Origin of the sequence: Stenotrophomonas sp. TWI273 (genome assembly GCF_039674765.1) — a bacterium.
GTDB lineage: Bacteria > Pseudomonadota > Gammaproteobacteria > Xanthomonadales > Xanthomonadaceae > Stenotrophomonas.
On sequence record NZ_JBDJOA010000031.1, the window covers coordinates 1 to 22,348 of the forward strand.

Annotated in this window: 24 protein-coding genes; 14 read left to right on the forward strand and 10 right to left on the reverse strand. The window is 67.8% G+C overall.

Annotated features, from left to right (window positions below; all coding sequences use genetic code 11):
* Nucleotides 1-172: 172 nt before the first annotated feature.
* Together ABE571_RS18265 and sufT are read right to left on the reverse strand one after the other, a co-directional pair.
* Nucleotides 173-1,270: a branched-chain amino acid aminotransferase gene (locus tag ABE571_RS18265; protein ID WP_313212204.1), complete on the reverse strand. Its 1,098-nt coding sequence runs from the start codon at nt 1,268-1,270 to the stop codon at nt 173-175.
* Between the two features lie 57 nt (nt 1,271-1,327).
* On the reverse strand, nt 1,328-1,879 hold the full coding sequence (gene sufT, locus ABE571_RS18270) for a putative Fe-S cluster assembly protein SufT (RefSeq protein WP_313212203.1): 552 nt from the start codon (nt 1,877-1,879) through the stop codon (nt 1,328-1,330).
* Between the two features lie 118 nt (nt 1,880-1,997).
* Between sufT and ABE571_RS18275 the strand changes: the two genes are divergently transcribed.
* Nucleotides 1,998-2,417, forward strand: a complete 420-nt coding sequence (locus ABE571_RS18275) for a hypothetical protein (RefSeq protein WP_121044590.1) — start codon at nt 1,998-2,000, stop codon at nt 2,415-2,417.
* A 236-nt stretch (nt 2,418-2,653) separates the two neighbouring features.
* On the opposite strand, the gene ABE571_RS18280 is transcribed toward ABE571_RS18275, so the two are convergent.
* Nucleotides 2,654-4,108: an NAD(P)(+) transhydrogenase (Re/Si-specific) subunit beta gene (locus ABE571_RS18280; protein ID WP_346482142.1), complete on the reverse strand. Its 1,455-nt coding sequence runs from the start codon at nt 4,106-4,108 to the stop codon at nt 2,654-2,656.
* Nucleotides 4,105-4,413 carry an NAD(P) transhydrogenase subunit alpha gene (locus ABE571_RS18285; RefSeq protein WP_136003750.1) on the reverse strand — a complete coding sequence of 103 codons (309 nt, stop codon included), beginning with the start codon at nt 4,411-4,413 and terminating at the stop codon, nt 4,105-4,107. The genes ABE571_RS18280 and ABE571_RS18285 overlap by 4 nt, the downstream gene beginning before the upstream one ends.
* A gap of 130 nt (nt 4,414-4,543) precedes the next feature.
* On the opposite strand from ABE571_RS18285, the gene ABE571_RS18290 reads away from it, so the two are divergent.
* Genes ABE571_RS18290 through ABE571_RS18300 form a run of 3 tightly spaced genes read left to right on the forward strand, consistent with a single transcriptional unit; the run spans nt 4,544 to nt 5,882 of the window.
* Nucleotides 4,544-5,119 carry an RNA polymerase sigma factor gene (locus tag ABE571_RS18290; RefSeq protein WP_313212200.1) on the forward strand — a complete coding sequence of 192 codons (576 nt, stop codon included), beginning with the start codon at nt 4,544-4,546 and terminating at the stop codon, nt 5,117-5,119.
* Nucleotides 5,120-5,139: 20 nt separating this feature from the next.
* Complete coding sequence (locus ABE571_RS18295; RefSeq protein WP_313219141.1) at nt 5,140-5,451, forward strand: hypothetical protein; 312 nt, start codon at nt 5,140-5,142, stop codon at nt 5,449-5,451.
* Complete coding sequence (locus ABE571_RS18300; RefSeq protein ID WP_346464511.1) at nt 5,451-5,882, forward strand: DUF3106 domain-containing protein; 432 nt, start codon at nt 5,451-5,453, stop codon at nt 5,880-5,882. Before ABE571_RS18295 ends, ABE571_RS18300 begins: the two co-directional genes overlap by 1 nt.
* 50 nt (nt 5,883-5,932) lie before the next feature.
* Here the strand turns inward: ABE571_RS18300 and ABE571_RS18305 are convergent, their stop codons facing one another.
* Complete coding sequence (locus ABE571_RS18305; protein WP_313212197.1) at nt 5,933-7,015, reverse strand: NAD(P) transhydrogenase subunit alpha; 1,083 nt, start codon at nt 7,013-7,015, stop codon at nt 5,933-5,935.
* Between the two features lie 71 nt (nt 7,016-7,086).
* A complete protein-coding gene (locus tag ABE571_RS18310; RefSeq protein WP_346494346.1) occupies nt 7,087-9,405 on the reverse strand; it encodes a DUF1631 domain-containing protein in 2,319 nt (772 codons plus the stop codon).
* Between the two features lie 331 nt (nt 9,406-9,736).
* Here ABE571_RS18310 and ABE571_RS18315 point away from each other — a divergent pair, with 331 nt between their 5' ends.
* From ABE571_RS18315 to ABE571_RS18330, 4 genes are read left to right on the forward strand one after another with little or no spacing between them, the layout of a single operon-like run.
* A complete protein-coding gene (locus tag ABE571_RS18315; RefSeq protein ID WP_313212195.1) occupies nt 9,737-10,312 on the forward strand; it encodes a nitroreductase in 576 nt (191 codons plus the stop codon).
* 1 nt (nt 10,313) lies between these two features.
* On the forward strand, nt 10,314-11,279 hold the full coding sequence (locus ABE571_RS18320) for a 5'-3' exonuclease H3TH domain-containing protein (protein ID WP_313212194.1): 966 nt from the start codon (nt 10,314-10,316) through the stop codon (nt 11,277-11,279).
* Nucleotides 11,276-11,827 carry an NUDIX hydrolase gene (locus ABE571_RS18325; protein ID WP_313212192.1) on the forward strand — a complete coding sequence of 184 codons (552 nt, stop codon included), beginning with the start codon at nt 11,276-11,278 and terminating at the stop codon, nt 11,825-11,827. Before ABE571_RS18320 ends, ABE571_RS18325 begins: the two co-directional genes overlap by 4 nt.
* Nucleotides 11,820-12,629 (forward strand): N-formylglutamate amidohydrolase, encoded by an 810-nt coding sequence (locus ABE571_RS18330; RefSeq protein ID WP_346464508.1) that lies wholly within the window; start codon nt 11,820-11,822, stop codon nt 12,627-12,629. Before ABE571_RS18325 ends, ABE571_RS18330 begins: the two co-directional genes overlap by 8 nt.
* Before the next feature lie 53 nt (nt 12,630-12,682).
* On the opposite strand, the gene ABE571_RS18335 is transcribed toward ABE571_RS18330, so the two are convergent.
* Nucleotides 12,683-13,348, reverse strand: coding sequence for a hypothetical protein (locus ABE571_RS18335; protein WP_346494348.1), 666 nt, complete (start codon nt 13,346-13,348; stop codon nt 12,683-12,685).
* Nucleotides 13,349-13,352: 4 nt separating this feature from the next.
* Nucleotides 13,353-14,798 (reverse strand): MFS transporter, encoded by a 1,446-nt coding sequence (locus ABE571_RS18340; protein WP_313212189.1) that lies wholly within the window; start codon nt 14,796-14,798, stop codon nt 13,353-13,355.
* 110 nt (nt 14,799-14,908) lie between these two features.
* Here ABE571_RS18340 and ABE571_RS18345 point away from each other — a divergent pair, with 110 nt between their 5' ends.
* Nucleotides 14,909-15,796, forward strand: a complete 888-nt coding sequence (locus tag ABE571_RS18345) for a LysR family transcriptional regulator (RefSeq protein ID WP_346464505.1) — start codon at nt 14,909-14,911, stop codon at nt 15,794-15,796.
* A gap of 89 nt (nt 15,797-15,885) precedes the next feature.
* On the opposite strand, the gene pip is transcribed toward ABE571_RS18345, so the two are convergent.
* Together pip and prmC are read right to left on the reverse strand one after the other, a co-directional pair.
* Entirely contained in the window at nt 15,886-16,830 is a 945-nt protein-coding gene (gene pip, locus ABE571_RS18350) for a prolyl aminopeptidase (protein ID WP_313212186.1), read from the reverse strand.
* Between the two features lie 102 nt (nt 16,831-16,932).
* Nucleotides 16,933-17,781 carry a peptide chain release factor N(5)-glutamine methyltransferase gene (gene prmC, locus ABE571_RS18355; RefSeq protein ID WP_346494351.1) on the reverse strand — a complete coding sequence of 283 codons (849 nt, stop codon included), beginning with the start codon at nt 17,779-17,781 and terminating at the stop codon, nt 16,933-16,935.
* Between the two features lie 427 nt (nt 17,782-18,208).
* Between prmC and ahpC the strand changes: the two genes are divergently transcribed.
* The 5 genes from ahpC to ABE571_RS18380 form a co-directional block, all read left to right on the forward strand.
* Complete coding sequence (ahpC, locus tag ABE571_RS18360) at nt 18,209-18,772, forward strand: alkyl hydroperoxide reductase subunit C (RefSeq protein ID WP_121044636.1); 564 nt, start codon at nt 18,209-18,211, stop codon at nt 18,770-18,772.
* Nucleotides 18,773-18,923: 151 nt separating this feature from the next.
* Complete coding sequence (ahpF, locus tag ABE571_RS18365; protein ID WP_313212185.1) at nt 18,924-20,516, forward strand: alkyl hydroperoxide reductase subunit F; 1,593 nt, start codon at nt 18,924-18,926, stop codon at nt 20,514-20,516.
* 91 nt (nt 20,517-20,607) lie between these two features.
* On the forward strand, nt 20,608-21,564 hold the full coding sequence (gene oxyR / locus ABE571_RS18370; RefSeq protein WP_313212184.1) for a DNA-binding transcriptional regulator OxyR: 957 nt from the start codon (nt 20,608-20,610) through the stop codon (nt 21,562-21,564).
* Between the two features lie 138 nt (nt 21,565-21,702).
* Nucleotides 21,703-22,110, forward strand: coding sequence for a nucleoside diphosphate kinase regulator (gene rnk, locus ABE571_RS18375; protein ID WP_313212183.1), 408 nt, complete (start codon nt 21,703-21,705; stop codon nt 22,108-22,110).
* A gap of 52 nt (nt 22,111-22,162) precedes the next feature.
* A partial coding sequence (locus tag ABE571_RS18380; RefSeq protein ID WP_346464502.1) for a transaldolase family protein occupies nt 22,163-22,348 on the forward strand: 186 nt, incomplete at its 3' end.

Sequence of the window (22,348 nt, forward strand, 5' to 3'; positions counted from 1 at the left end):
GGCGGGGGCCCCGGCCCCCCCCGGCCCCCGCCGCGCCCCGCGCCCGGCACTACCGATTGCGAACGCTGCGCCGACGGTCGTGGGGAGCACCACTGGCGCGGTGCCGAACCGGCAACAAAAAACCCGCCTGTCGCCAGGCGGGTTTCAATGCTTCAGCTCAGACCCGGAGGACTCAGGCGTCCAGGCGGACCAGCCAGCCATGACGGTCCGGCAGGCGGCCGTACTGGATGTCGGTCAGCTCCTTGCGCAGCGACATCGTCACTTCGCCGGCTGGGGCGTTGATGTCGCCCACCGAGAAGCCTTCGCCCTTGAGCTGGCCGATCGGGGTGACCACCGCAGCGGTGCCGCAGGCGAACGCTTCCACGATCTCGCCGGAGCTCACGCCGTCCTTCCACTCATCAAGGGTGACCTTGCGCTCTTCGACCTTCATGCCGCGGTCGCGCGCCAGCTGCAGGATGCTTTCGCGGGTGATGCCTTCCAGGATGCTGCCCGACAGCGACGGGGTCACCAGGGTGCCGTCCTTGTAGACCAGGAACACGTTCATGCCACCCAGTTCTTCCAGGTACTTGCCCTCGACCGGATCCAGGAACAGCACCTGCGAGCAGCCCTGTGCCTGCGCCTTCTGCTGCGGCAGCAGCGAGGCGGCGTAGTTGCCACCGCACTTGGCCGCGCCGGTGCCGCCCTTGCCCGCGCGTGCATAGTCGGTGGACAGCCAGATCGACACCGGGGCCACGCCCTTGGCGAAGTACGGGCCGGCCGGACTGGCGATCACGTAGTAGCCGGCCTTGTGCGCGCCGCGCACGCCGAGGAAGGCTTCATCGCCGATCATGAAGGGACGGAAATACAGGCTGGATTCGTCGGCCGACGGCACCCACGACGCGTCCACCGCAATCATCTGCTTGAGCGATTCAACGAAGATGTCCACCGGCAGTTCCGGCAGCGCCAGGCGCTGGGCCGAACGCTGCAGGCGGCGGCCGTTGGCCTCCGGACGGAAGGTCCAGATCGAGCCGTCGGCGTGGCGGTAGGCCTTGATGCCTTCGAAGATTTCCTGGCCGTAATGCAGCACCGCGGCGGCCGGGTCCAGCTGCAGCGGGCCGTACGGGCGCACCACGGCATCGTGCCAGCCGGTGTCCTTGTCCCAACGCACTTCCACCATGTGATCGGTGAAGTGCAGACCAAAACCGGGGGCGGCCAGGATGCGCTCACGCTCCTCGCTGCTGCGCGGCTGGGCGGAACGGGTGGTGTTGAAGCTCACGGAAGACTGGGACACCGGATATTTCCTGTTCTGGTTACGGGGAACGCCGTGACGCCGGCTGGCGATGGGCGGTTACAGCATGCCGGTTTCGAGCCGGGCGGCCTCGGACATCATGTGGCGGCCCCACGGCGGGTCGAACACCAGCTCGACGTCGGCCTCGGCCACCGTCGGGATCATTTCCAGCTTGCTGCGCACGTCATCGACGAGGATCTCGCCCATGCCGCAGCCGGGGGCGGTCAGGGTCATCTTGATCTCGACCTCGCGCTGGCCGTCGTCCAGGTGCTTGAGGTCCACTTCATAGACCAGGCCCAGATCGACGATGTTGAACGGGATTTCCGGATCGAAACAGGTCCGCAGCTGCTGCCACACCAGTTTTTCGACCTCCTCGTCGGAGGCATCGGCGGGCAGCTCCAGCGCCGGAGGCGCCTCCTTGCCGATGGCATCGCCATCCTTGCCGGCGATGCGGAACAGATTGCCTTCGACAAAGACGGTATAGCTGCCACCCAGGGCCTGGGTGATATAGCCATAGCTGCCAGCGGGCAGCGTGACCGTTTCGCCCTGCGGGACCATGACGGCCTCGCAGTCGCGTTCGAAGTGGACAGGTTCACTGCTACGGGAATACATGTGGATCGATATGGGGGTCGCGGCCAATTCCCGCAAGGCGACCATTTTAGCCCAGTGGCCGCCCACGCGCCGGTCACCGCGCAAGCCGGTATCCTGTGGGGACTTACAGGAAGATTGCATGTCGCCCACGTCCGTGCCTGTCCGGAGCCGCCACTGGCTCTGGCCCCCGCTGTTTCTGCTTGGTGTCGTCACGGCCGTGCTGGCCTGGTTGTTCATCGCCCTACTCACCGGCCGCCAGGCCGGCTGGATGGCGGTTCTGGCGGCGTTGGAGATCGCCTTCATGCTGCGTCTGGGGACCCTGCGCGCCGGTACCGCCCGGGTGGTGCTGACCCTGCTGGCCACCGTGCTGGTGGCGCTGGCAGCCAACTGGGGGATCGCCTCGGCCTACCTCGGCGGCGCGATGGGGCTCACCCCGTGGGAATCAGCGTTGCGCATGGGGCCCTATCTGGCCTGGACCCTGAGCGGCCTGGCCAATGGCGCCGTGGAATGGCTGTGGCTGGGCGTGGCGCTGGTCGTGGGCTGGTGGGTGGCGAGGTAACGCCCCCTGCACCCCGCCGCCGCATGCCATCGGTAGTGCCGGCCGCTGGCCGGCTCCTCATGACATCAGAACGGCAACGCGCTGGCATTCAGGCATCGCGTTGAGCCGGCCAGCGGCCGGCACTACCGCAGGTCCAGTGTCGCCGCAGATCCGGGGTCGCCGTGGATCCGGTGTCGCCGTAGACCCGGGGTCGCCGGTAGGTCACGACCGTTGGTCGTGACCCTTGCATCCGCGCCTCAATGCCCGCCGTCGAGCGCCTTCAGTTCGCTCACCAGCGCGCTCGCCGCACCGGCACCATCGCCGTACAGCATCCGGGCGTTGTCGGCATAGAACAGCGCATTTTCGATGCCGGCAAAGCCGGTGCCCTTGCCGCGCTTGATCACCACCACGTTGCGGGCGTTGACCACGTCCAGGATCGGCATCCCGTAGATCGGGCTGGCCGGGTCGGTGCGCGCCACCGGATTGACCACGTCGTTGGCGCCGATCACCAGCACCACGTCGGTGTTCGGGAATTCCGGGTTGATGTCGTCCATGTCGGCGATCAGGTCGTAGGGCACGCCCGCTTCGGCCAGCAGCACGTTCATGTGCCCCGGCATGCGCCCGGCCACCGGGTGGATCGCGAACTTCACCTTGATGCCGCGATCGATCAACCGCTGCGCCAACTCCCACACCTTGTGCTGCGCCTGGGCCACGGCCATGCCGTAGCCGGGCACGATCACCACGCGCTCGGCGAAGGCCAGCATAGCGGCCACGTCGCTGGCCTCGATCGGCTTCTGCGCGCCGCTGATTTCCTGCGCGACCCCGCCGCCGCCGAAGTTGGAGAACAGCACGCCGCTGATCGGCCGGTTCATCGCCTTGGCCATCAGGCGTGTGAGCAGGATGCCGGCCGCGCCGACCATCATGCCGGCGATGATCAAGGCCTCGTTGCCGAGCACGTAACCCTCGAAGGCCACCGCCAGGCCGGTGAACGCGTTGTACAACGAGATCACCACCGGCATGTCGGCGCCCCCGATCGGCAGCGTCATCAGCACGCCGAGTGCGAGCGCGACCACGAAGAAGCTGATGATCGCCACCGGGCTCAGCGTCACCGCCGCCCAGATGCCCAGCACCACCATCGCCAGCGCGATCAGCAGGTTGAACGCCTGCTGCCCCGGGAAGGTGACGCGTCGGTCGAGCCGACCATCGAGTTTGGCCCAGGCGATGATCGAGCCGGACAGCGAGACCGCGCCGATCGCCGAACCGATCACGGCCAGCGCCAGCACGGTGGCCGACGGCTGGCGCGCGGCGAGGTCGGCCAGCGCCTGCTCGCTCCAATGGGTGGTATCGCGGTTGGTCAGGAACGAGAAGCGCAGCAGTTCGACCGCACCGATCGCCGCCGCCGAGCCACCGCCCATGCCGTTGTAGAGCGCCACCATCTGCGGCATGTCGGTGATCGCCACGCGCTTGGCCGACCACCAGGCCACGCCGGTGCCGATCGCCACCGCCGCCAGGATCAGCGGGATGTTGTGCAGCTCGGGCAGGAAGAACGTCGCCACCGTGGCGATCAACATGCCCAGCCCGGCCCAGCGGATACCGCTGCGCGCGGTCATCGGCGAGGCCATGCGCTGCAGCCCGAGCAGGAACAGGGTCGCGGCCACCAGATAGCTCACCTGGACCAGCCACTGCAGCAGTTGCGCGGTGGTCACGTTCAAGGCGCCTTCTCCCCGGCGTCGCGCTTGGCGCTGGGCTTGAACATGTCGAGCATGCGTTCGGTCACCACGTAGCCGCCGGCCGCGTTGCCCGCGCCGAGCACCACGGCAACGAAACCGATGATCTTTTCCAGTGGGGTCTGCGCGTGCCCCAGCACCACCATCGCGCCGATCAGCACGATGCCGTGGATGAAGTTGGAGCCGGACATCAAAGGGGTATGCAGGATCACCGGCACCCGCGAAATGATCACGTGGCCGGCAATGGCGGCCAGCATGAAGATATACAACGCCACGAACCCGTCGCTCATTGCAGTCACTCTCCCAGGCGGTCATCCCGTCCCCTGCATCATAACCATGCGCTGAACCAATCGGGCGGGCCGGTCAACCGCGGCCGCCCTGGGGCGTTCTCACGGTATCCCCCTGCCGGACCGCTACCCTGTGCTGGTGAGCTCTCCCCTACCGTCGACGGATGCCGACCTGCCCGCGCCTGCCGAGGTGGCGCTGCCGGTGTCGCTGGATGCCTTCCTGGCCGGCATCGGCCCGCGCGCGTTCCGCTTCGCCGAGGCCGGCCTGCGCCAGCGCGACGACGCGCTGGATGCGGTGCAGGACAGCATGTTGAAGATGCTCGGCTACCGCGACAAACCTGCCGCCGAGTGGGCCCCGCTGTTCTGGAGCATCCTGCGCCGCCGCGTCGTGGATCTGCAGCGCCGCCGTGGCTTCCGCCTGAAGTTCTGGCGCAGCAGCGACGAGGCCGGCGGCGACCATGACATCGACTGGGCCGACCAGGCGCCCGGCCCGGCCCAGGCCCATGAGCAGCGTGATCAGTACGCACAACTGGTGCAGGCGCTGCGGGAGTTGCCTGCGCGCCAGCGCGAGGCTTTCACCCTGCGCGTGCTGCAGGACCTGGACGGCGCCACCACGGCCAAGGCCATGGGCTGCAGCGAAGGCGCGGTCAAAACCCATCTTTCGCGCGCCCGCCAGGCGCTGCAGCAGTCTTTGGAGATCGCCCTGTGAACCGCCCCCTACCCCCTTCGATGCATGACGATGCCGCCCTGCGGCAGCTGCACGCGCAGGCGCTGGATACGCTCTCGCCGGCCACGCTGGCGCGGTTGCGCAGCGCGCGTCATGGCGCCTCGCCCGCCAAGCGGCATGTGCCGTCCTGGTGGATGGCCACCGCCTGTTCGGCGGTGGTCGCGCTCGCGTTGGGCTACAGTTTCCTCCTCGGCGAATCGACCGCCCCGCCGGCACCGGTCGTGGCGAGCGCAGCCGATGACGGCAGCGACGTTCTCGACGAAAATCCCGATCTGTATGTGTGGCTGGGCAGTACCGACCTGGCAATGGAGTGATGATGAAACTGCGACTGTCCCTCGGGCTGGTATTGCTGACGCTGAGTGCGGCCGGCTGGGCCCAGACCGCCCCGCTGCCGGACTGGGACACATTGAGCCCGCAGCAGCGTGAGGCGTTGATCGCGCCCGTGCGTGACCGCTGGAACGACGCGCCGGCGCCGCAACGCGAACGCATGCTGCAGCACGGCCAGCGCTGGCTGACCATGACCCCGGAACAACGCGCGCAGGCGCAGCGGGGCCGCCACCGTTTCGAGAACATGACGCCGGAGCAACGCGAACAGGCGCGCGCACTGTTTGGTCAGATGCGCAGCATGAGCCCTGAGCAACGGCAGGCGCTGCGCGACCGCTGGGCGCGGATGACCCCGGATGAACGCAAGGCCTGGCTCAAGGCCAACCCTGCGCCGCCACCGCCACCGCCGCCGAAGCGCTGAGCCGTTAACGGGGACGGAGGGGATGATTAACTACCTCCGTCCCTGTTGTTTCAGGCGGCGACCCAGCGGGTTTTCGCGAGCAGTTCGTCGTCCCAGTCGAAGCTGACCGCGCCGTCTTTCAGGAACAGCGCAACGAAGTTGTAGACGTTGCGGGCGTACATCTCGCTGGCATGCACCGCGCCCTGGCTGGCCAGGTTGAGCGGGCCATCGATGACCACGCCGTCCAGATCCACTACTTCGCCCGGCTGGGTGGCTTCGCAATTGCCGCCGGTTTCCGCGGCGAGATCGACGATCACGCTGCCAGGTTTCATGCCACGCGCCATCGCGGTGCTGACGATCTTCGGCGCAGGCCGCCCGGGAACGGCGGCAGTGCAGATCACCACGTCCACCGTGCGCAGATGCTCGCCAAGGCGACGCTGCTGTTCGGCACGTTCCTCATCGGTCAGCGGGCGCGCATAGCCGCCTTCGCCGACCGCGCTCACGCCCAGATCCAGGAATTTGCCGCCCAGCGATTCGATCTGCTCACGGGTTTCCGGGCGCACATCGAAGCCTTCCACCTGCGCGCCGAGACGGCGGGCGGTAGCAATCGCCTGCAGGCCGGCCACACCCGCACCGACCACCAGCACCTTGGACGGACGGATCGTGCCGGCGGCGGTGGTGAGCATCGGGAAGAAGCGCGGCGCACGCTGGGCCGCGATCAACGTGGCTTTGTAACCGGCCATGCCGGCCTGCGAACTGAGCACGTCCATCGATTGCGCCCGCGTGGTGCGCGGCAAGCGCTCCAGCGGAAACGCCTGCAGGCCGCGCGACTGGATCAGGCCCGCCCGCTCGGCGTCGGCCTGCGGGTGCAGCATGCCGATCAGGCTGGCACCGGCTTTCAGCCGGGCAAGGCGGTCATTGGACGGGGGCTGCACGCACAGCACGAGGTCGGCCTGGGCCAGGCGGGTGTCATCGGCGGGCTGCGCGCCCACGTCCTGATACACCGCATCGGGGAAGCCCGCCGCCACCCCGGCACCGGGCTCGAATGCGACGCTCGCCCCCAGCGCGATCAACTTGCGCGCCGTTTCCGGCGTCATCGCCACGCGCCGTTCCCCCGGCGCATGTTCCTTTACCACCAACACCTCGACAGCCATGCCTGTCCCCGACGATCAGCGGATTGTGGGCTGATCGTAACCTGATCGTCAGGCCAGGGTGGCCCCCGGGGTCAATGCACCGTGGCGTTCTTGGTATCCAGGCGATCGATCACGCCCTGCATGGCACTGTCGAAGGCCCCATCGTCGATATGCGCGCGCAGACGCCCCAGGCGCACCATCACCGCCAGTTCTTCCGGCGAGGCCACGCAGAACCGCACGCCGCGCCGGTTGACGAACAGCAGGCGCTGGGAAATCGGACTGACCCAGGACAGCTTGCCCGCCTGGACCTTGCCGTCCTTGTCGACGAAATCCAGCCAGCTGCCGATCTCCAGCCTGCGGAAGCGATCGGCGTCGGCATTGTCGAAATCGCTGACATCCACCTTGCTGCCCAACTCCACCGCCGCCGATTCCTGCGCCGGCGGCGAAGGCAACGCCACCTGCGGCAGCTCGGGCAGCGCGCGTTCCAGCTCGGGGCGCGATTCGGCGATGCCCTGCAGCGTGTCGTGCAGCGCATCGATGGCACTGGTCGCCGCGTCGGCATGCACACCCACGCTGGCGAATACCTTGCGCAGCGCGGGGTGCCAGGCCTGCAGCCACGGCTTGCCGACGATATGCCGGCGCGCCTCGGCCACTTCATCCAGGATCCCATCGGCCAGGCTCAGTGCCTCGCCGACCGAGGCGCCGTCTTCGCCTTCGCGCAGCACGGTCAGGGTCAGGTGGTGCTGCCACGGCTGGCGCAGAAATGCACCGATCGCCTGTGGCAAGGTGGTGTCGCCAATCCGCCGGTCCAGTTCGGTGCTGGCCCGCTGGCGCGCCATTTCGAGCTTTTCCTGGCCGCGCTGGGTCTCGGCGGCACGGCGCTCGGCGATCTCGATCCGGCGCCGGTGCTGGGTCAGGAACTCGCGGAATTCTTCTTCCAGGGTCAGGAAGATGGCCAGGTTCTCGTTGAACTCGGCCACCAGGCGCTCGATGATCTCCTCGACCTTGCCCATCAGCACGCGCTCGGCCTGGCTCTCGCCGGTGTTGCCTTCGCAGGCCTCGGCCAGCGAATTGAGCAGCTTGCGCGCCGGGTGGGTCTTCTGCACGAACATGCGGCGGTCGAGCATGGCGACCTTGACGAAGGGCACCACCAGCCGGCCGATCAGCTCGCGCGAGCGGCCCTCCAGGTCGCGCTCATCGAGCATCACGTCGAACAGCATGCCGACCAGATCGATCGCATCCTCGTCCTGCGGGTCCAGCCGCGCCTGCGCGGGATCGACCCCGAGCCGGGTCGCGCCGGACAGCACTTCGCTCTTCAGGCGCTGCGCCAGCGACTCACCGTCTTCACCGATCGCCGCGCGCAGGGTCGCGCTGGGCGTGGCCTGCAGCAGTGACAGCACCGACATCATTTCGCGCTGGCTCAGCGGCCGCTGCTGGCCGACCGCGACGCTGGCCGCCGAGGTGGCGTCCTCGCGCACATGGCGGGTCTGCTGCAGCAGTTCATGCAGGGCATCGAGCAGCATGCCCTGGTTGCCCCCAGGGCTGTCACCGCCCTCGCCATGTCCCTCGTGCGCGGCATGCCCGCCACCCTGGAGGCGGCCACGGCTCTCGGCCCAGCGGTCGGCGAAGCGGCGGGCCCAGGCCGGTGCGTGGCCCTCTTCGCCCGCCGATCCCATGCTGCTCTCGGGCTCAAAACCCTCGAACGCATCGCGGTCCTCGCGCGGTGGCGATGGCGCGCGCGGGGCAGGCCGGCGCGCGGCCATCTGCGGCATCACGCCCGCTGCGGCCAGTTGTTCATCCAGATACTCGTAACGCTTGCCGATCGGCTGCTGCAGATCGCGCTCGCACAACTTGATGAGCACCAGCCGCACTTCCGGGGCCAGTTCACAATCGGCGAAGGCCTCGTGGATCGCCACACCGAGGTGCTCGGGGCTGATCGGATTGGTATCGGCCTGCAGTTCCAGCCCCCCGGCGATCATGCCCAGGCGGCGGTCCAGACGTGACAGTACCGGCTTGAAGTCACGCAGCAGCACGGTGGCGAAATTGCGCACCGCCAACCGGGACTCCAGCACGTGTTCGGGCACCAGGCTCAGGCCATCCTCGATCTGGCCGGCCAGGGTGGCTTCGGCCGACAGCGGCTCGCCCCGCTCCAGCGCCTCCCAGGCCTGGGCCAGGTGGGCGCGGAAGCCGGCCACGATGTCGTCCCGGCGGCGGCGCAGCTCGCGCATACCATCCAGGAACAGCAACTGCGACGCGCCGGCGGTACCGGCACGGTCGAACAGCACGTCGTCGAAGCGCGCCAGCACCGTCGAGAACGACTCGACCAGCCCCGGCAGCACGGCCTCACGGGCCATCGTCAACAACGCCGGGTCACGGCCCGGGTGCCCCCCTACATTGGGCGTGGCAATCATGCGAAAAGGCTCCCCACCCTCGCAGGCACTGAGTACAACATGGAAACAACGATCGCCGGCGCACCCCATGCGCCCACGTTCGGATGGTAGGCCGGCCGACCGGTCAGAGACAGTGAAACAGTCGACACTTTAAACCTCGTTACCGGTGGCCCGGCAGGCTTTGTATCGTAAGCGCAGCAGGCCCCGGAAGCGAGTACAGCCACGTGAAGGAAGTCCGCTGATTAGGTGATGTTCATCACGTTTTGTCGCAAATTGCACCGAGATCGCCCAAGGCCGTGTCACAAACGGTCGCGACTATAATCGGGGCACCGTGAAGCCAGATCGAGAGCCCATGTCCGTCCCCCCCGCGCTGCATGCCCTGGACGCCCGCCGTTCGGTCCCCGCCAAGCAACTCGGCGAGCCCGGCCCCGACCCGGCGACCCTGATGCGGATGCTGAGCTCGGCCGTGCGCGTGCCCGACCACGGCAAGCTGGTGCCCTACCGTTTCCTGCGGATCACCGGCGATGCGCGTCACAGTCTGGGTGCGTTCCTGGCCGAGCGCGCCGTCCAGCGCGACCCCCAGGTGTCGCCGGCCCAGCTGGACAAGGACCGCCAGCGTTTCTCCCATGCCCCGCTGATCATCACCGTCATCGCCAGCCCGCGCCCGAACCCCAAGGTGCCCGAGGCCGAACAGCTGATGACCGCCGGCTGCGTCTGCTTCGCCCTGCTGCAGGCCGCGCAGGCGCTCGGCTTCGGCGCGCAGTGGCTGACCGCCTGGATGGCCTTCGACCCGTCCGTGCACGCCCACCTGGGCCTGGCCGAGGGCGAGCAGATCGCCGGCTTCATCCATATCGGCACGCCGAAGACCGCGGTTCCCGAACGCGAGCGCCCGGATCCGGCCGCGCTGCTGCAGGACTGGGAGGGCTGAGATGTCCGCCCTTGCCGCCGGCCCCGTCATGGCGCCCCCGCCGCTGCGTGCGCCGCTGTACCTGGTCGACGCCAGTCTGTACGTGTTCCGCGCGTGGCATTCGATGCCCGATGAGTTCCAGGATCAGCAGGGCTGGCCGACCAATGCTGTGCACGGCTTCGCGCGCTTCCTGCTCGACCTGCTCGAGCGCGAACGCCCCGCCAACATCGCCATCGCCTTCGATGAAGCCCTGGACAGCTGCTTCCGGCACCGGATCTACGCGGCCTACAAGGCCAACCGCGACCCCGCGCCGGACGCGCTGCGCCGCCAGTTCGCCCACTGCAAGGCGCTGTGCACCGCGCTCGGCCTGGCGGTGCTGGCCCACCACGAGTACGAGGCCGATGACCTGATCGGCAGCGCCCTGCACGCGCGCCGCGATGCCGGCATGCGCGGGGTGATCATCTCCGCCGACAAGGACCTCTCGCAGCTGCTGTTCGAGCATGACGAACAGTGGGATTACGCGCGCAATCAGCGCTGGGGCATGGCCGGTGTCAAAGCCCGCCACGGCGTGCATGCGCACCAGATCGCCGATTACCTGGCCCTGTGCGGTGATGCGGTCGACAACATCCCCGGCGTGACCGGCGTGGGCGCCAAATCCGCTGCGGTGCTGCTGGCCCATTTCGGCAGCCTGGACGTGCTGTACGAGCGTCTGGATGAAGTGCCCTTCCTGCGCCTGCGCGGCGCGGCGCAGATGGCCGTGCGGCTGCGCGAACAGCGCGAGCATGCGCTGCTGTGGCGCCAGCTGACCACCATCGCGCTGGATGCGCCGCTGGACGGTGCCGCCGTCGATTTCAGCCGGGGCGTGGCCGATGCACAGATGCTGCAGGGCCTGTGCGATGCACTGCGGTTCGGGCCGTTGACCCGGCGCCGCCTGTTCACCGCCGCCGGCCTGTCCGATTCCTCTTCCATTGCCAGCGAGTTCGCATGAGCCCCACTACGCAAGCCCCCAAGGTCGTTTTTGAAGGCAAGTACCAGCGCATGGTCGTGCGCGGCACGTGGGAGTACAGCGAGCGCACCCACGCCGGCGGTCTGGCCGCGATCATCATCGCCGTCACCCCGGACGACACGGTGCTGTTCGTCGAACAGTTCCGCGTCCCGCTGCAGGCCAGGACCATCGAGATGCCGGCCGGTCTGGTTGGCGACATCGATGCCGGCGAGTCGATCGAGGTCTCGGCCGTGCGCGAGCTGGAGGAAGAAACCGGCTGGACCGCCGACCACGCCGAGGTGCTGATGATCGGCCCGACCTCCTCTGGGGCCAGCAGCGAAAAGATCGCCTTCGTGCGTGCCACCGGCCTGCGCAAGGTCGGTGAGGGCGGTGGCGATGCCAGCGAGGACATCACCGTGCACGAGATTCCGCGCGCCCGCGCCGCCGCCTGGCTGGTCGAGAAAATGGGCCAGGGTTACGAGCTGGACGCCAAGCTGTGGGCTGGCCTGTGGATGATCGAACACCACCTGGACGGCACCCCGCGTGGCTGATGCGTTTGCCCCTCCGCACACGGGTGCGTCACTGCTCGGGCCGTCCGACCCGGCACCGTTCACCGTGCATCAGGCGCAGGGTCGCTCGTCGTATCTGCTGATCGCCGACCACGCCGGCCAGCGGGTGCCGGCGGCACTGGCCGACCTTGGCCTGCCGCAGGCCGAGCTGGACCGTCACATCGGCTGGGACATCGGCATCGCCGGCGTCACCGTGGAACTGGCGCGCCTGCTCGATGCGTGGGCGATCACGCAGACGTACTCGCGGCTGGTGATCGACTGCAACCGGCCGCTGGCTTCGCCCACGCTGATGCCGGCGGTCAGCGATCTCACCGTGGTTCCCGGCAACCAGCGCCTGTCCGTGCTGCAGCGCCAGCAGCGCATCGACGCGATCCATGCGCCCTACCATGCACGCATCGACGCCGAGCTGGACACGCGCCAGGCGCAGGCCCGGCCGACGTTGCTGGTGATGATGCACAGCTTCACCCCGGTGATGAACGACGCTGTGCGGCCTTGGCATGCCGGCGTGCTTTACCACCGGGACACGCGTTTTGCGCTTGCGCTGCTGCAGGCGCTGCGCGAGGAAGGCGACCTGGTGGTGGGCGACAACCAGCCCTACGCGGTCAGCAGCACCAGCGACTATGCCGTGCCGGTGCATGGCGAAGGCCGCGGGCTGGTGCACGTGGAGCTGGAGATCCGCCAGGACCTGATTGCCGATGCCGCCGGGCAGTCGGCGTGGGCGCAGCGCTTGGCCCGCATCTTTACTGCACTGCAGCCGCAGCTGGACGCCTTGCCGCCTGTGTAGGGCGTACTGTCGACCGGTACCGGTAGTGCCGGCCGCTGGCCGGCAGCCGCAGGTCACGCCAAGGTCGGCGTATCCATCCACGGAAACGCGCGGTATCCCCGTATTTCCAGCGCGATGCCGGCGGCCTGGAACGGCGCGGCAATGGCAGCGGCGCGCATGCGTTCCAGGTCACGCCCGAGGTCCATCGGCAAGGCGCGGCACCATGCCAGCTCCTGGCCCACCGGAACATCCAGCACCGCTGCAACGATGCGGGCAGCGTCCTTCACCATCGATGCCGGGCACTGCACCAGCGCCAGATCGAACGTGGCGAAGATCCCCGGTCCCACGCCGCGCACACGCGCGGCCTGCTGGTCTTCCACGGATGCCTGGTCCAGGGCTTCATCGATGCCCGCCACCTGCGCGAACGCGTCGTACTCGCTGTAGTACGCCAGCGCCTGCGCGTAGTCGTCCAGTGTGGACAGTGGACGCTGGCGCTTCTGCACCTCCAGCACATCGGCGAAGGTGGCGGCCTCCAGATACGTGCTCAGCGCATGCTGGGCGGCGAATGCTTCCACGCGGGCGTCGTCATGCTCAGCGTCATGGTCGGACAACCAGAACACGGCATCACGTTCGTCGCCGTCGGTGGCATAGACCCAGCCATACCGGTCCCACACCTCCCGATCGTTGCTGCATCCCGCGATCGCCTCAAGCGTCTGGCCCAGACTGAGCAGATTGGTCATCGCCTTATCCTTCACTCGCGCACACCGGTGCCGGCGTCGCCGCATCGTGCTGCGGCCGCAGCCACAGCGCCACGCCCACACCCAGCAGCGCGAACAACGCCGCACCGTACTGCGCATGGATCATGCCCTGCAGCGCCGCCTCACTGCTGGCGCCGGTGCTGCCACGACCCGCATTGGCCAACATCACCAGCAACGCCAGGCCCAGCGCGCCGCCAATCTGCTGCGCCGTGGCAGCCATGCCCGAGGCCACGCCCTGCTGCGCGGCCGGCACGCCCTGCCCGGCCACGATCCACATCGCCGTCCAGGTGATGCCCTGGCCGAGGCTGAGCACCACGATGCCCGGCAGCAGCGCCCAGTAGGTCGCGCCATACGGCAGCGCGACGGCGACCGCGGCGATGCCGATCGCGCCGGCCAGCATGCCCACCGTCAGCACCTGGCGCGGCGAACGCTGCGCGAGCATGCGCTCGGCGATGCGGATGCCAAACGTGCACACCAGGGTCGGCGGCAGGAACGCCAGGCCCGCCTGCAGCGCGCTCCAGCCGTAGCCATCCTGGTAGTACAGCGCCAGGAAGTAGTACTGCACGCCGTAGCTGCTCATGAACAGCATCGTCAGCAGCATCGCCGCACGCAGACTGCGCAGGCGCAGCAGCGCGAACTGCATCAGCGGGTCGCGGCTGCGGCGTTCGATCTGCACGAAGGCGGCCAGCATGACTGCCGACACGACCAGGCAGATCAGCGTGCGTGGTGCCAGCCAGCCCCACTCCGGACCCTGCACCAGGGTGGTCACCAGCAGGCTGCCGCCGAGGGTCACGGTGAGGCAGCCGGCCAGATCGAACGAGCGGCCCGCCAGCGGCGCGGGATCGCGCGGCAGCCACCAACCGCCGAGCAGCGCGCAGCCGCCGGCGAACGGCACGATCACCAGCAGGACCGAGGCCCAGCCGAAGCTCTGGGTCAGCACGCCACCGAGCAGCGTGCCCAAGGCCAGGCCGCCGGCGCTGGCCATCGACCAGATCGCCAGCGCGCGGTTGCGCGGCGCACCTTCGGCGTAGATCGTGTTGATCAGCGCCAGCGTGGCCGGGAACAGCAACGCCGCGCCGATGCCCTGCACCGCGCGGGCCGCGATCAGCAACCACGCACTGTTGCTGAACCCGCCGACCAGCGAGGCCAGCGCGAACAGCGCCATGCCCAGCCGATAGACCCGGCGGCGACCCAGCAGGTCGGCCGCACGGCCGCCAAGCAGCAGGCACCCGCCGAACGCCACCGTGTAGCCGCTGACGATCCACTGCAGCTGCTGGGCATTGATGCGCAGCTGCGCGCCCATCTCGTGCAGGGCCACGAAGATGATCGTGGAGTCCAGCGCGATGATCAGCTGGGCGGTGGCCAGCAAGGCCAGGGCCAGGCGCGGAAATGCGGGCGCCGGCGCGCCAGCGGGGGACAGGGGGGAGGTCATGCCGACTCGGTACTGCGTAAGAAGGTGGGCAGTCTCATTGATGACGCTGCAGAAATAAACCCGGATACTTCGATATCTGTCATGCATATCCGCATGAATCGGAGAAATCCATGGACCTCAACGCCGTGCACATGCTGGTGCAGGTGGCCGACGCACGCAGCTTCACCGTCGCCGCCGGGCAGCTGGGCATCAGCCAGTCCGGGCTGTCGCGGGCGATCAGCCGGCTGGAGAGCGCGCTGGGGGTGCGACTGCTCCACCGCAACACCCGCAACGTCAGCCTGACCCCGGATGGCCGCCAGTTCGTCGAGCACTGCGCGCCGCTGCTGAGTGGGCTGGAGGATGCTGAGCGCCGGCTGGGCGATCGCCCCTCCACGCCCTCGGGCGTGTTGAAACTGACGGCGCCCTCGATGTTCGGGCGCAAGGTACTGGTGCCGCTGGCCGGGCAGTTGATGGCGGCGCATCCGCAGCTGCAGTTCGAGCTGGTGCTCAACGACCGGCTGGTCGACCTGGTCGAAGAAGGCTTCGATGCCGCACTGCGCACCGGGCCGATCAGCGACGTGCGCATGGTGGCGCGGCCCCTGCGGCCGTTGCACTGGGTCACGGTCGCCTCCCCCGCCTACATCGTGCAGCACGGGGAACCGGCCACGGTCGATGCGCTGCACGATCACGCCTGCCTGGCGGTGCGCAATCTGCGCAGCGGGCGGCTGGTGGATTGGCAGTTCCGCGAGGCCGAGGGCCAGCTGCGCGAGTTCACGCCGCCGGCGCGGATGGTGTTCGACAGCGGCGATCCGCTGGTGGAAGGCGCGCTGGCCGGGATCGGCATCGTGCAGGTAATGGATTTCGCGGTGGCCGATGCGTTGGCCGACGGGCGGCTGCAGCGGGTGCTGCAGCCCTTCGAGGGCCGCAGCCGGGTGCTGTCGCTGGTCTATCCACCCTCACGGCAGGCCTCGCCGAAGCTGCAGGTGCTGGCGGAGGCGTTGTTGGGCGGTGATTGGTAACCCGCCGCATCACGACCAACGGCCGTGATCCACCGCGCGACGTCAGGGGGTGAGCCGGTAGGTGCCGACCGTTGGTCGGCACGCCTCCATCAACCCGCGAACCGATCCGTCGCGCGCACCAGCGCGTCGACGTTCTCGGCTTCGAAGGCGGAGTGGCCCGAGGCCGGGCTGATCTCCAGCGTCGAGTTCGGCCACGCCTTGTGCAGCTCCCACGCGCTCTGCAGCGGGCAGACCACGTCGTAGCGGCCGTGCACGATCACGCCCGGGATATCGGCGATGCGGTGCGCGTCGCGCAGCAGCTGTTCTTCCACCTCGAAGAAGCCGCCGTTGACGAAGTAGTGGTTCTCGATGCGGGCGAAGGCCAGCGCGAACTGCGGGTCCTGGTGGCTGTTCACGAAGTCGTCGTCCACGTGCAGGAAGCTGGTCGCCCCTTCCCACACGCTCCACGCCTTGGCCGCGGCCAGGCGGGTGGCTTCATCGTCGCTGGTCAGGCGGCGGTGGAAGGCGGAGATCAGGTCGTGGCGCTCCACGGCCGGGATCGGCTTGAGGTAGTGTTCCCACGCATCCGGGAACAGACGGTTGGCGCCTTCCTGGTAGAACCACTCCAGCTCCCAGCGGCGCAGCATGAAGATGCCGCGCAGCACCAGCTCGGTCACGCGCTGCGGGTGGGTCTGCGCGTAGGCCAGCGCCAGCGTCGAGCCCCAGCTGCCGCCGAACACCTGCCAGCGCTCCACCTTGAGGTGCTCGCGCAGTTTCTCGATATCGGCGACCAGGTCCCAGGTAGTGTTGTCGACCAGGTCCGCGTGCGGCGTGGAGCGGCCGGCACCGCGCTGGTCGAACAGGATGATCCGGTACTTGGCCGGGTCGTGGAACTGGCGCATTTTGTCGCTGCAGCCGCCGCCCGGGCCACCGTGCAGCATCACCACCGGCTTGCCGTCGGGATTGCCGCACTGCTCGAAGTACAGCGTGTGGCGGTCATCGACCTTCAGGGTGCCGACGTCGTAAGGGGTGATGGCGGGATACAGCGTACGCATGACAGGAACTCCATGTGGAATGACAGTCGCCGCATCACGCTGCGCGGCGGCCCGGTGGACAGGTCATTCTAGCCCCGGGGTCGCATCAGGGCCGGCACGCACTCAGGCGGGCAGACAGCCCAGGCTCACCCGGTCACGCTGTTCCAGATCGTGCTCGGTGGCGACCGACTGGAAACCGGCGTCCCGCAGCAGCGCGCGGATCGCCTCGCCCTGGTCCCAGCCGTGTTCGATCAGCAGCCAGCCGCCGGGAAGCAGGTGCGCTGCCGCACCGTCGATGATCTGGCGGATGTCGTCCAGCCCATCAAGGCCGGAGGCCAGCGCGGTGGCCGGTTCAAAGCGCAGGTCGCCCTGGGCCAGGTGCGGGTCGTCGCTGGCGATGTACGGTGGATTGGTCGCGATCAGATCGAAGCGCTCACCCGTCAGCGGGGCGTACCACGCGCCCTGCCGGAAGCTGACGTTGCCCAGTGCGTGGCGCTGCGCGTTGCGTGCCGCGACCGCCAGGGCCGCCTCACTGAGGTCGGTCGCGACCACCTGGGCCTGCGGGCGTTCGCTGGCCAGCGCCAGCGCGATCGCGCCACTGCCGGTGCCAAGGTCCGCGACCCGCAAGGCGGTAGCTTCGGGCAACCGTGTCAGCGCCAGCTCGACCAGCAGCTCGGTCTCCGGGCGCGGGATCAGGGTGGCGGGGCTGACCTCCAGATCCAGGGTCCAGAAGCCGCGGCGGCCCAGCAGGTACGCCACCGGCTCACCGGCCAGGCGTTTGGCCAGCAGCGCCTCGAACGCCGCCACCTGCGCCGGCTCGACCGGATCGGTGGCATGCGCGAACAGCCAGCTGCGCTCGCGTTCCAGCACCTGCAGCAACAGCAGCTCCGCTTCGTGCCGGCCTTCCGCGCCGGGCAGGCGGGTGGCGGCATCGGCGAGCAGCTGGCGGACATGTGGCGGGGTGGCGGTCATGGCGGGACGGAGCAGCATCGGGGCGCGCAGTGTAGTGCACCGGCCCCTGCGCCCCGGGTGCGCGCGACGGCCGTCCGCGACCGGCAGCATGATTGAATCAAGGCATGGCAAATCACATATGCATGCATATGCACTATCGATTTCCGGCTGCTATCGGGCCGTATCGACACCGCGTTGCCTGCGATCGTTCAGCTTTCCCTCGCGACGGATATGCAGAAGCTATTGCACTGATCACGCATCCCGGCGCGCTGGTCATTGCGCTGCAACGGTTCTGACGGATCTGGCCCTCACCCTTCATCGCAGGATCAGACCACTTTGATAGTCTATGGCTATCGTATAGATGCAATCAATGGATTGTCCTTATGGGAATGGAGCCGCTAACCTGTGTTGGTCGCTTCACCCACCCCCTTCACCAAGAGGAACAACGATGTCGCTCATCAACACCCAGATCCAGCCGTTCGAAGCCAACGCCTACCAGAACGGCGAGTTCATCAAGGTCTCCGACAGCACCCTGAAGGGTCACTGGTCCGTGCTGATCTTCATGCCGGCCGCGTTCACCTTCAACTGCCCGACCGAGATTGAAGACGCCGCCGATCATTACGCCGAGTTCCAGAAGGCTGGCGCCGAGGTCTACATCGTCACCACCGACACGCACTTCTCGCACAAGGTGTGGCACGAAACCTCGCCGGCCGTCGGCAAGGCCCAGTTCCCGCTGGTCGGCGATCCGACCCACCAGCTGACCAACGCCTTCGGCGTGCACATTCCGGAAGAAGGCCTGGCCCTGCGCGGCACCTTCATCATCAACCCGGAAGGCGTGATCAAGACCCTGGAGATCCACTCCAACGAGATCGCCCGTGACGTCTCCGAGACCCTGCGCAAGCTGAAGGCTGCCCAGTTCACCGCCGCCAACCCGAACCAGGTGTGCCCGGCGAAGTGGAAGGAAGGCGAAAAGACCCTGACCCCGTCGCTGGACCTGGTCGGCAAGATCTAAGCCGCTCCTCATCCCCATCCCCGCCCGCCGGGGATGGGGGTGAACCCAAGCCGGTGCCCCACGCGCCGGTTTCGGTTCACCCCCATGTCGCGCAGATGCACCCGCGGGGTGCGTCGACGCTGCCCCCTTGCCTGATTCAAGGAGTTTTTCGATGTTGGATGCCAACCTCCAGTCCCAGCTGAAGACCTATCTGGAACGTGTCACCCGTCCGATCCAGATCACGGCGCACGTGGATGACGGCGCCAAGTCGCAGGAAATGCTCGAGCTGCTGAACACGCTGACCACGCTCTCCACGCAGATCCGCCTGGACGTGCGTCGCGACAGCAGCGAGCGCACGCCCTCGTTCGCGCTGACCACGCCGGGCCAGGACATCCACCTGGCCTTCGCCGGGCTGCCGATGGGCCATGAGTTCACCTCGCTGGTGCTGGCCCTGCTGCAGGTCGGTGGTCACCCGTCCAAGGCCACCGCCGAGCTGATCGAGCAGGTGCGCAATCTCGAGGGCGAGTACCGCTTCGAAACCTATTTCTCGCTGTCCTGCCAGAACTGCCCGGACGTGGTCCAGGCACTGAACCTGGCGGCGGTGCTGAACCCGCGCATCCAGCACGTCGCGATCGACGGCGGCCTGTTCCCGGCCGAGGTCGAAGCGCGCCAGATCATGTCCGTGCCGACCGTGTACCTCAACGGCGAGGTGTTCGACCAGGGTCGGATGTCGCTGGAGCAGATCGTGGCCAAGCTCGACACCGGCAGCAGCAAGCGCGATGCCGAGAAGCTCAGCGCCAAGGCGGCCTTCGATGTGCTGGTCGTCGGCGGTGGCCCGGCCGGCGCGGCCGCGGCGATCTATGCCGCACGCAAGGGCATCCGCACCGGTGTGGCGGCCGAACGCTTCGGTGGCCAGGTGCTGGACACCATGGCGATCGAGAACTTCATCTCCGTCAAGGAGACCGAAGGTCCGAAGCTGGCCGCCGCGCTGGAACAGCATGTGCGCGAGTACGAGGTGGACATCATGAACCTGCAGCGCGCCACCGCGCTGGTCCCCGCCGGCGATGACGGTCTGGTCGAGATCAAACTGGAGAACGGCGCGTCGCTGAAGTCGCGTTCGGTGATCCTGTCCACCGGTGCGCGCTGGCGCCAGATGAACGTGCCCGGCGAAGATCAGTACCGCAACAAGGGCGTGGCGTACTGCCCGCATTGCGACGGTCCGTTGTTCAAGGGCAAGCGCGTGGCGGTGATCGGCGGTGGCAACTCCGGCGTGGAAGCGGCGATCGATCTGGCGGGTCTTGTGACGCATGTGACCCTTCTGGAATTTGATGACAAACTGCGGGCCGATGAAGTACTGCAGAAGAAGCTGCGCAGCCTGGGCAACGTCACCATCATCACCAGCGCCCTGACCCAGGAAGTGCTGGGCGATGGCCAGAAAGTGACGGGCCTGGTCTACCAGGACCGCGTCGGTGGCGATTCGCACCGGGTGGAACTGGAAGGCATCTTCGTGCAGATCGGTCTTCTGCCGAATACCGAATGGTTGAAGGACACGGTGGCGCTGTCACCGCGTGGCGAGATCCTGATCGATGACCGCGGCCAGACCAGCGTGCCGGGTGTCTTCGCCGCAGGCGATTGCACAACCGTTCCGTACAAGCAGATCGTCATCGCGATGGGCGCCGGTTCCACTGCGGCACTGAGCGCCTTTGATCACCTGATCCGCACCTCCGTTCCCAAGAGCAGCGGCGCTGTCGCCGAAGCTGCCTGAAACGTTTCGGTTCCCGGTTCGCCGGGAACCTTGTCTGTCTGCTGGGTAGCCACGCCATCACCCGGTCCATTGCCGTGAGAGGTCCAAGGAAATGAACCTACGTGATTTGAAGTATCTGGTGGCGCTGGCCGACCACCGCCATTTCGGCAAGGCGGCCGCCGCCTGCTTCGTCAGCCAACCCACCCTGTCCACCCAGATCCGCAAGCTCGAGGACGAGCTGGGTCTGCCGCTGGTGGAACGCGCACCGCGCAAGGTCATGCTGACCCCGGCCGGGGTGGAAGCGGCCGCGCGTGCCCGCACCATCGTGGCCGAGGTGGAGCAGATGAAGGAAGCCGCGCGGCGCAGCCGCGATCCGGAAGCCGGCACGGTGCGGTTGGGCATTTTCCCCACGCTGGGCCCGTACCTGCTGCCGCATGTGATCCCCAACATCCGCGAACGCTTCCCGCAGCTGGAGCTGCTGCTGGTGGAGGAAAAGAGCGACGAGCTGCTGGCGCGCCTGCGCGAAGGCAAACTGGATGCGGCGTTGCTGGCGCTGCCGCTGGACGATGACCAGCTGCACGCGGAGTTCCTGTTCGAGGAGCCCTTCCTGCTGGCAGTCTCCGGGCAGCATCCGCTGGCGCGCCGCCAGCATCTGGATGTGCAGGAGCTGTCCTCGCAGAAGCTGCTGCTGCTCGAAGACGGGCATTGCCTGCGTGACCAGGCGTTGGCGGTCTGCCGGTTGTTCGGCGCCAACGAAAAGTCGGAGTTCCGCGCGACCAGCCTGGAAACGCTGCGGCAGATGGTGGCCGCCGATGTGGGCATCACCCTGCTGCCAACCCTCTCGGTCAAACCACCGGTGCCGCGTTCGGAGAACATCCGCCTGCTGGATTTCAGCGGCGATGACCGTCCCAGCCGCCGCATCGCGATGGCCTGGCGCCGCAGTTCGGCGATGACCGGCTTCCTGGAGCAGCTGGCCCAGCAGTTCAAACGACTGCCCCAGGGCCTGTTTGCGCTGGAGACCACCGATGTCCCGGACAACGGTGAGACACGCAGCGCCCGCGCAGGCTGAGCCGGACTGAACCGTCCGGCGGGGCCGATCCCCCGGACGGGTCGCATCCGTCTACGATTGTCAGCACAATAGGACGAGGCGGTGCCAGCAGGCGCCGCCTTTTTGCATGGGTCTTCCACAAACGCAAGGAGCTACACCATGTCCACTTCCAGCGGACTGCCCCCTTCGATCATCGTTTCAAGTCACGACATGGACCGCCTGGACGCCATGCTCGAGTCTCCCGCCGTCAGCCAGACCCCCGCCGGGATCGCCCTGGCTGAAGAACTCAACCGGGCGACCGTTGTGGCGCCGGACCAGGTTCCCGAGGGCACCGTCATGATGCATTCGCGCGTGGAGTGCGAAGATGAGCTGCAGAACGAGAAGCACGTTCTGACGCTGGTCTATCCGCGTGAAGCCGATGTTGAACAGGGCAAGGTATCCATCCTGGCACCGGTGGGCACCGCCCTGCTTGGCCTGTCGATCGGCCAGACCATGGATTGGGTGGCACCGGGCGGGCGCAAGCTGCGCCTGCGGGTGACCGCCGTCCATCACCAGACCCACGCCTGATCCTGCCTGCTGCGATCCGCGCAGGTTCCACCGTTTCGTCCCAGGAGTTGCAATGAGCACCGTTTCGCTGTCCAAACTCTCCCAGCTGCGTGATCTGTCCGTGGTGGTTGCCGATACCGGCGACTATGAGGCGATCAAGCGCTTGAAGCCGGTCGACTGCACGACCAACCCCACCCTGGTGAAGAAAGCGCTGGACCTGCCGGTATACGCCGATCTCATCGAGAGCGCGCTGGCCTGG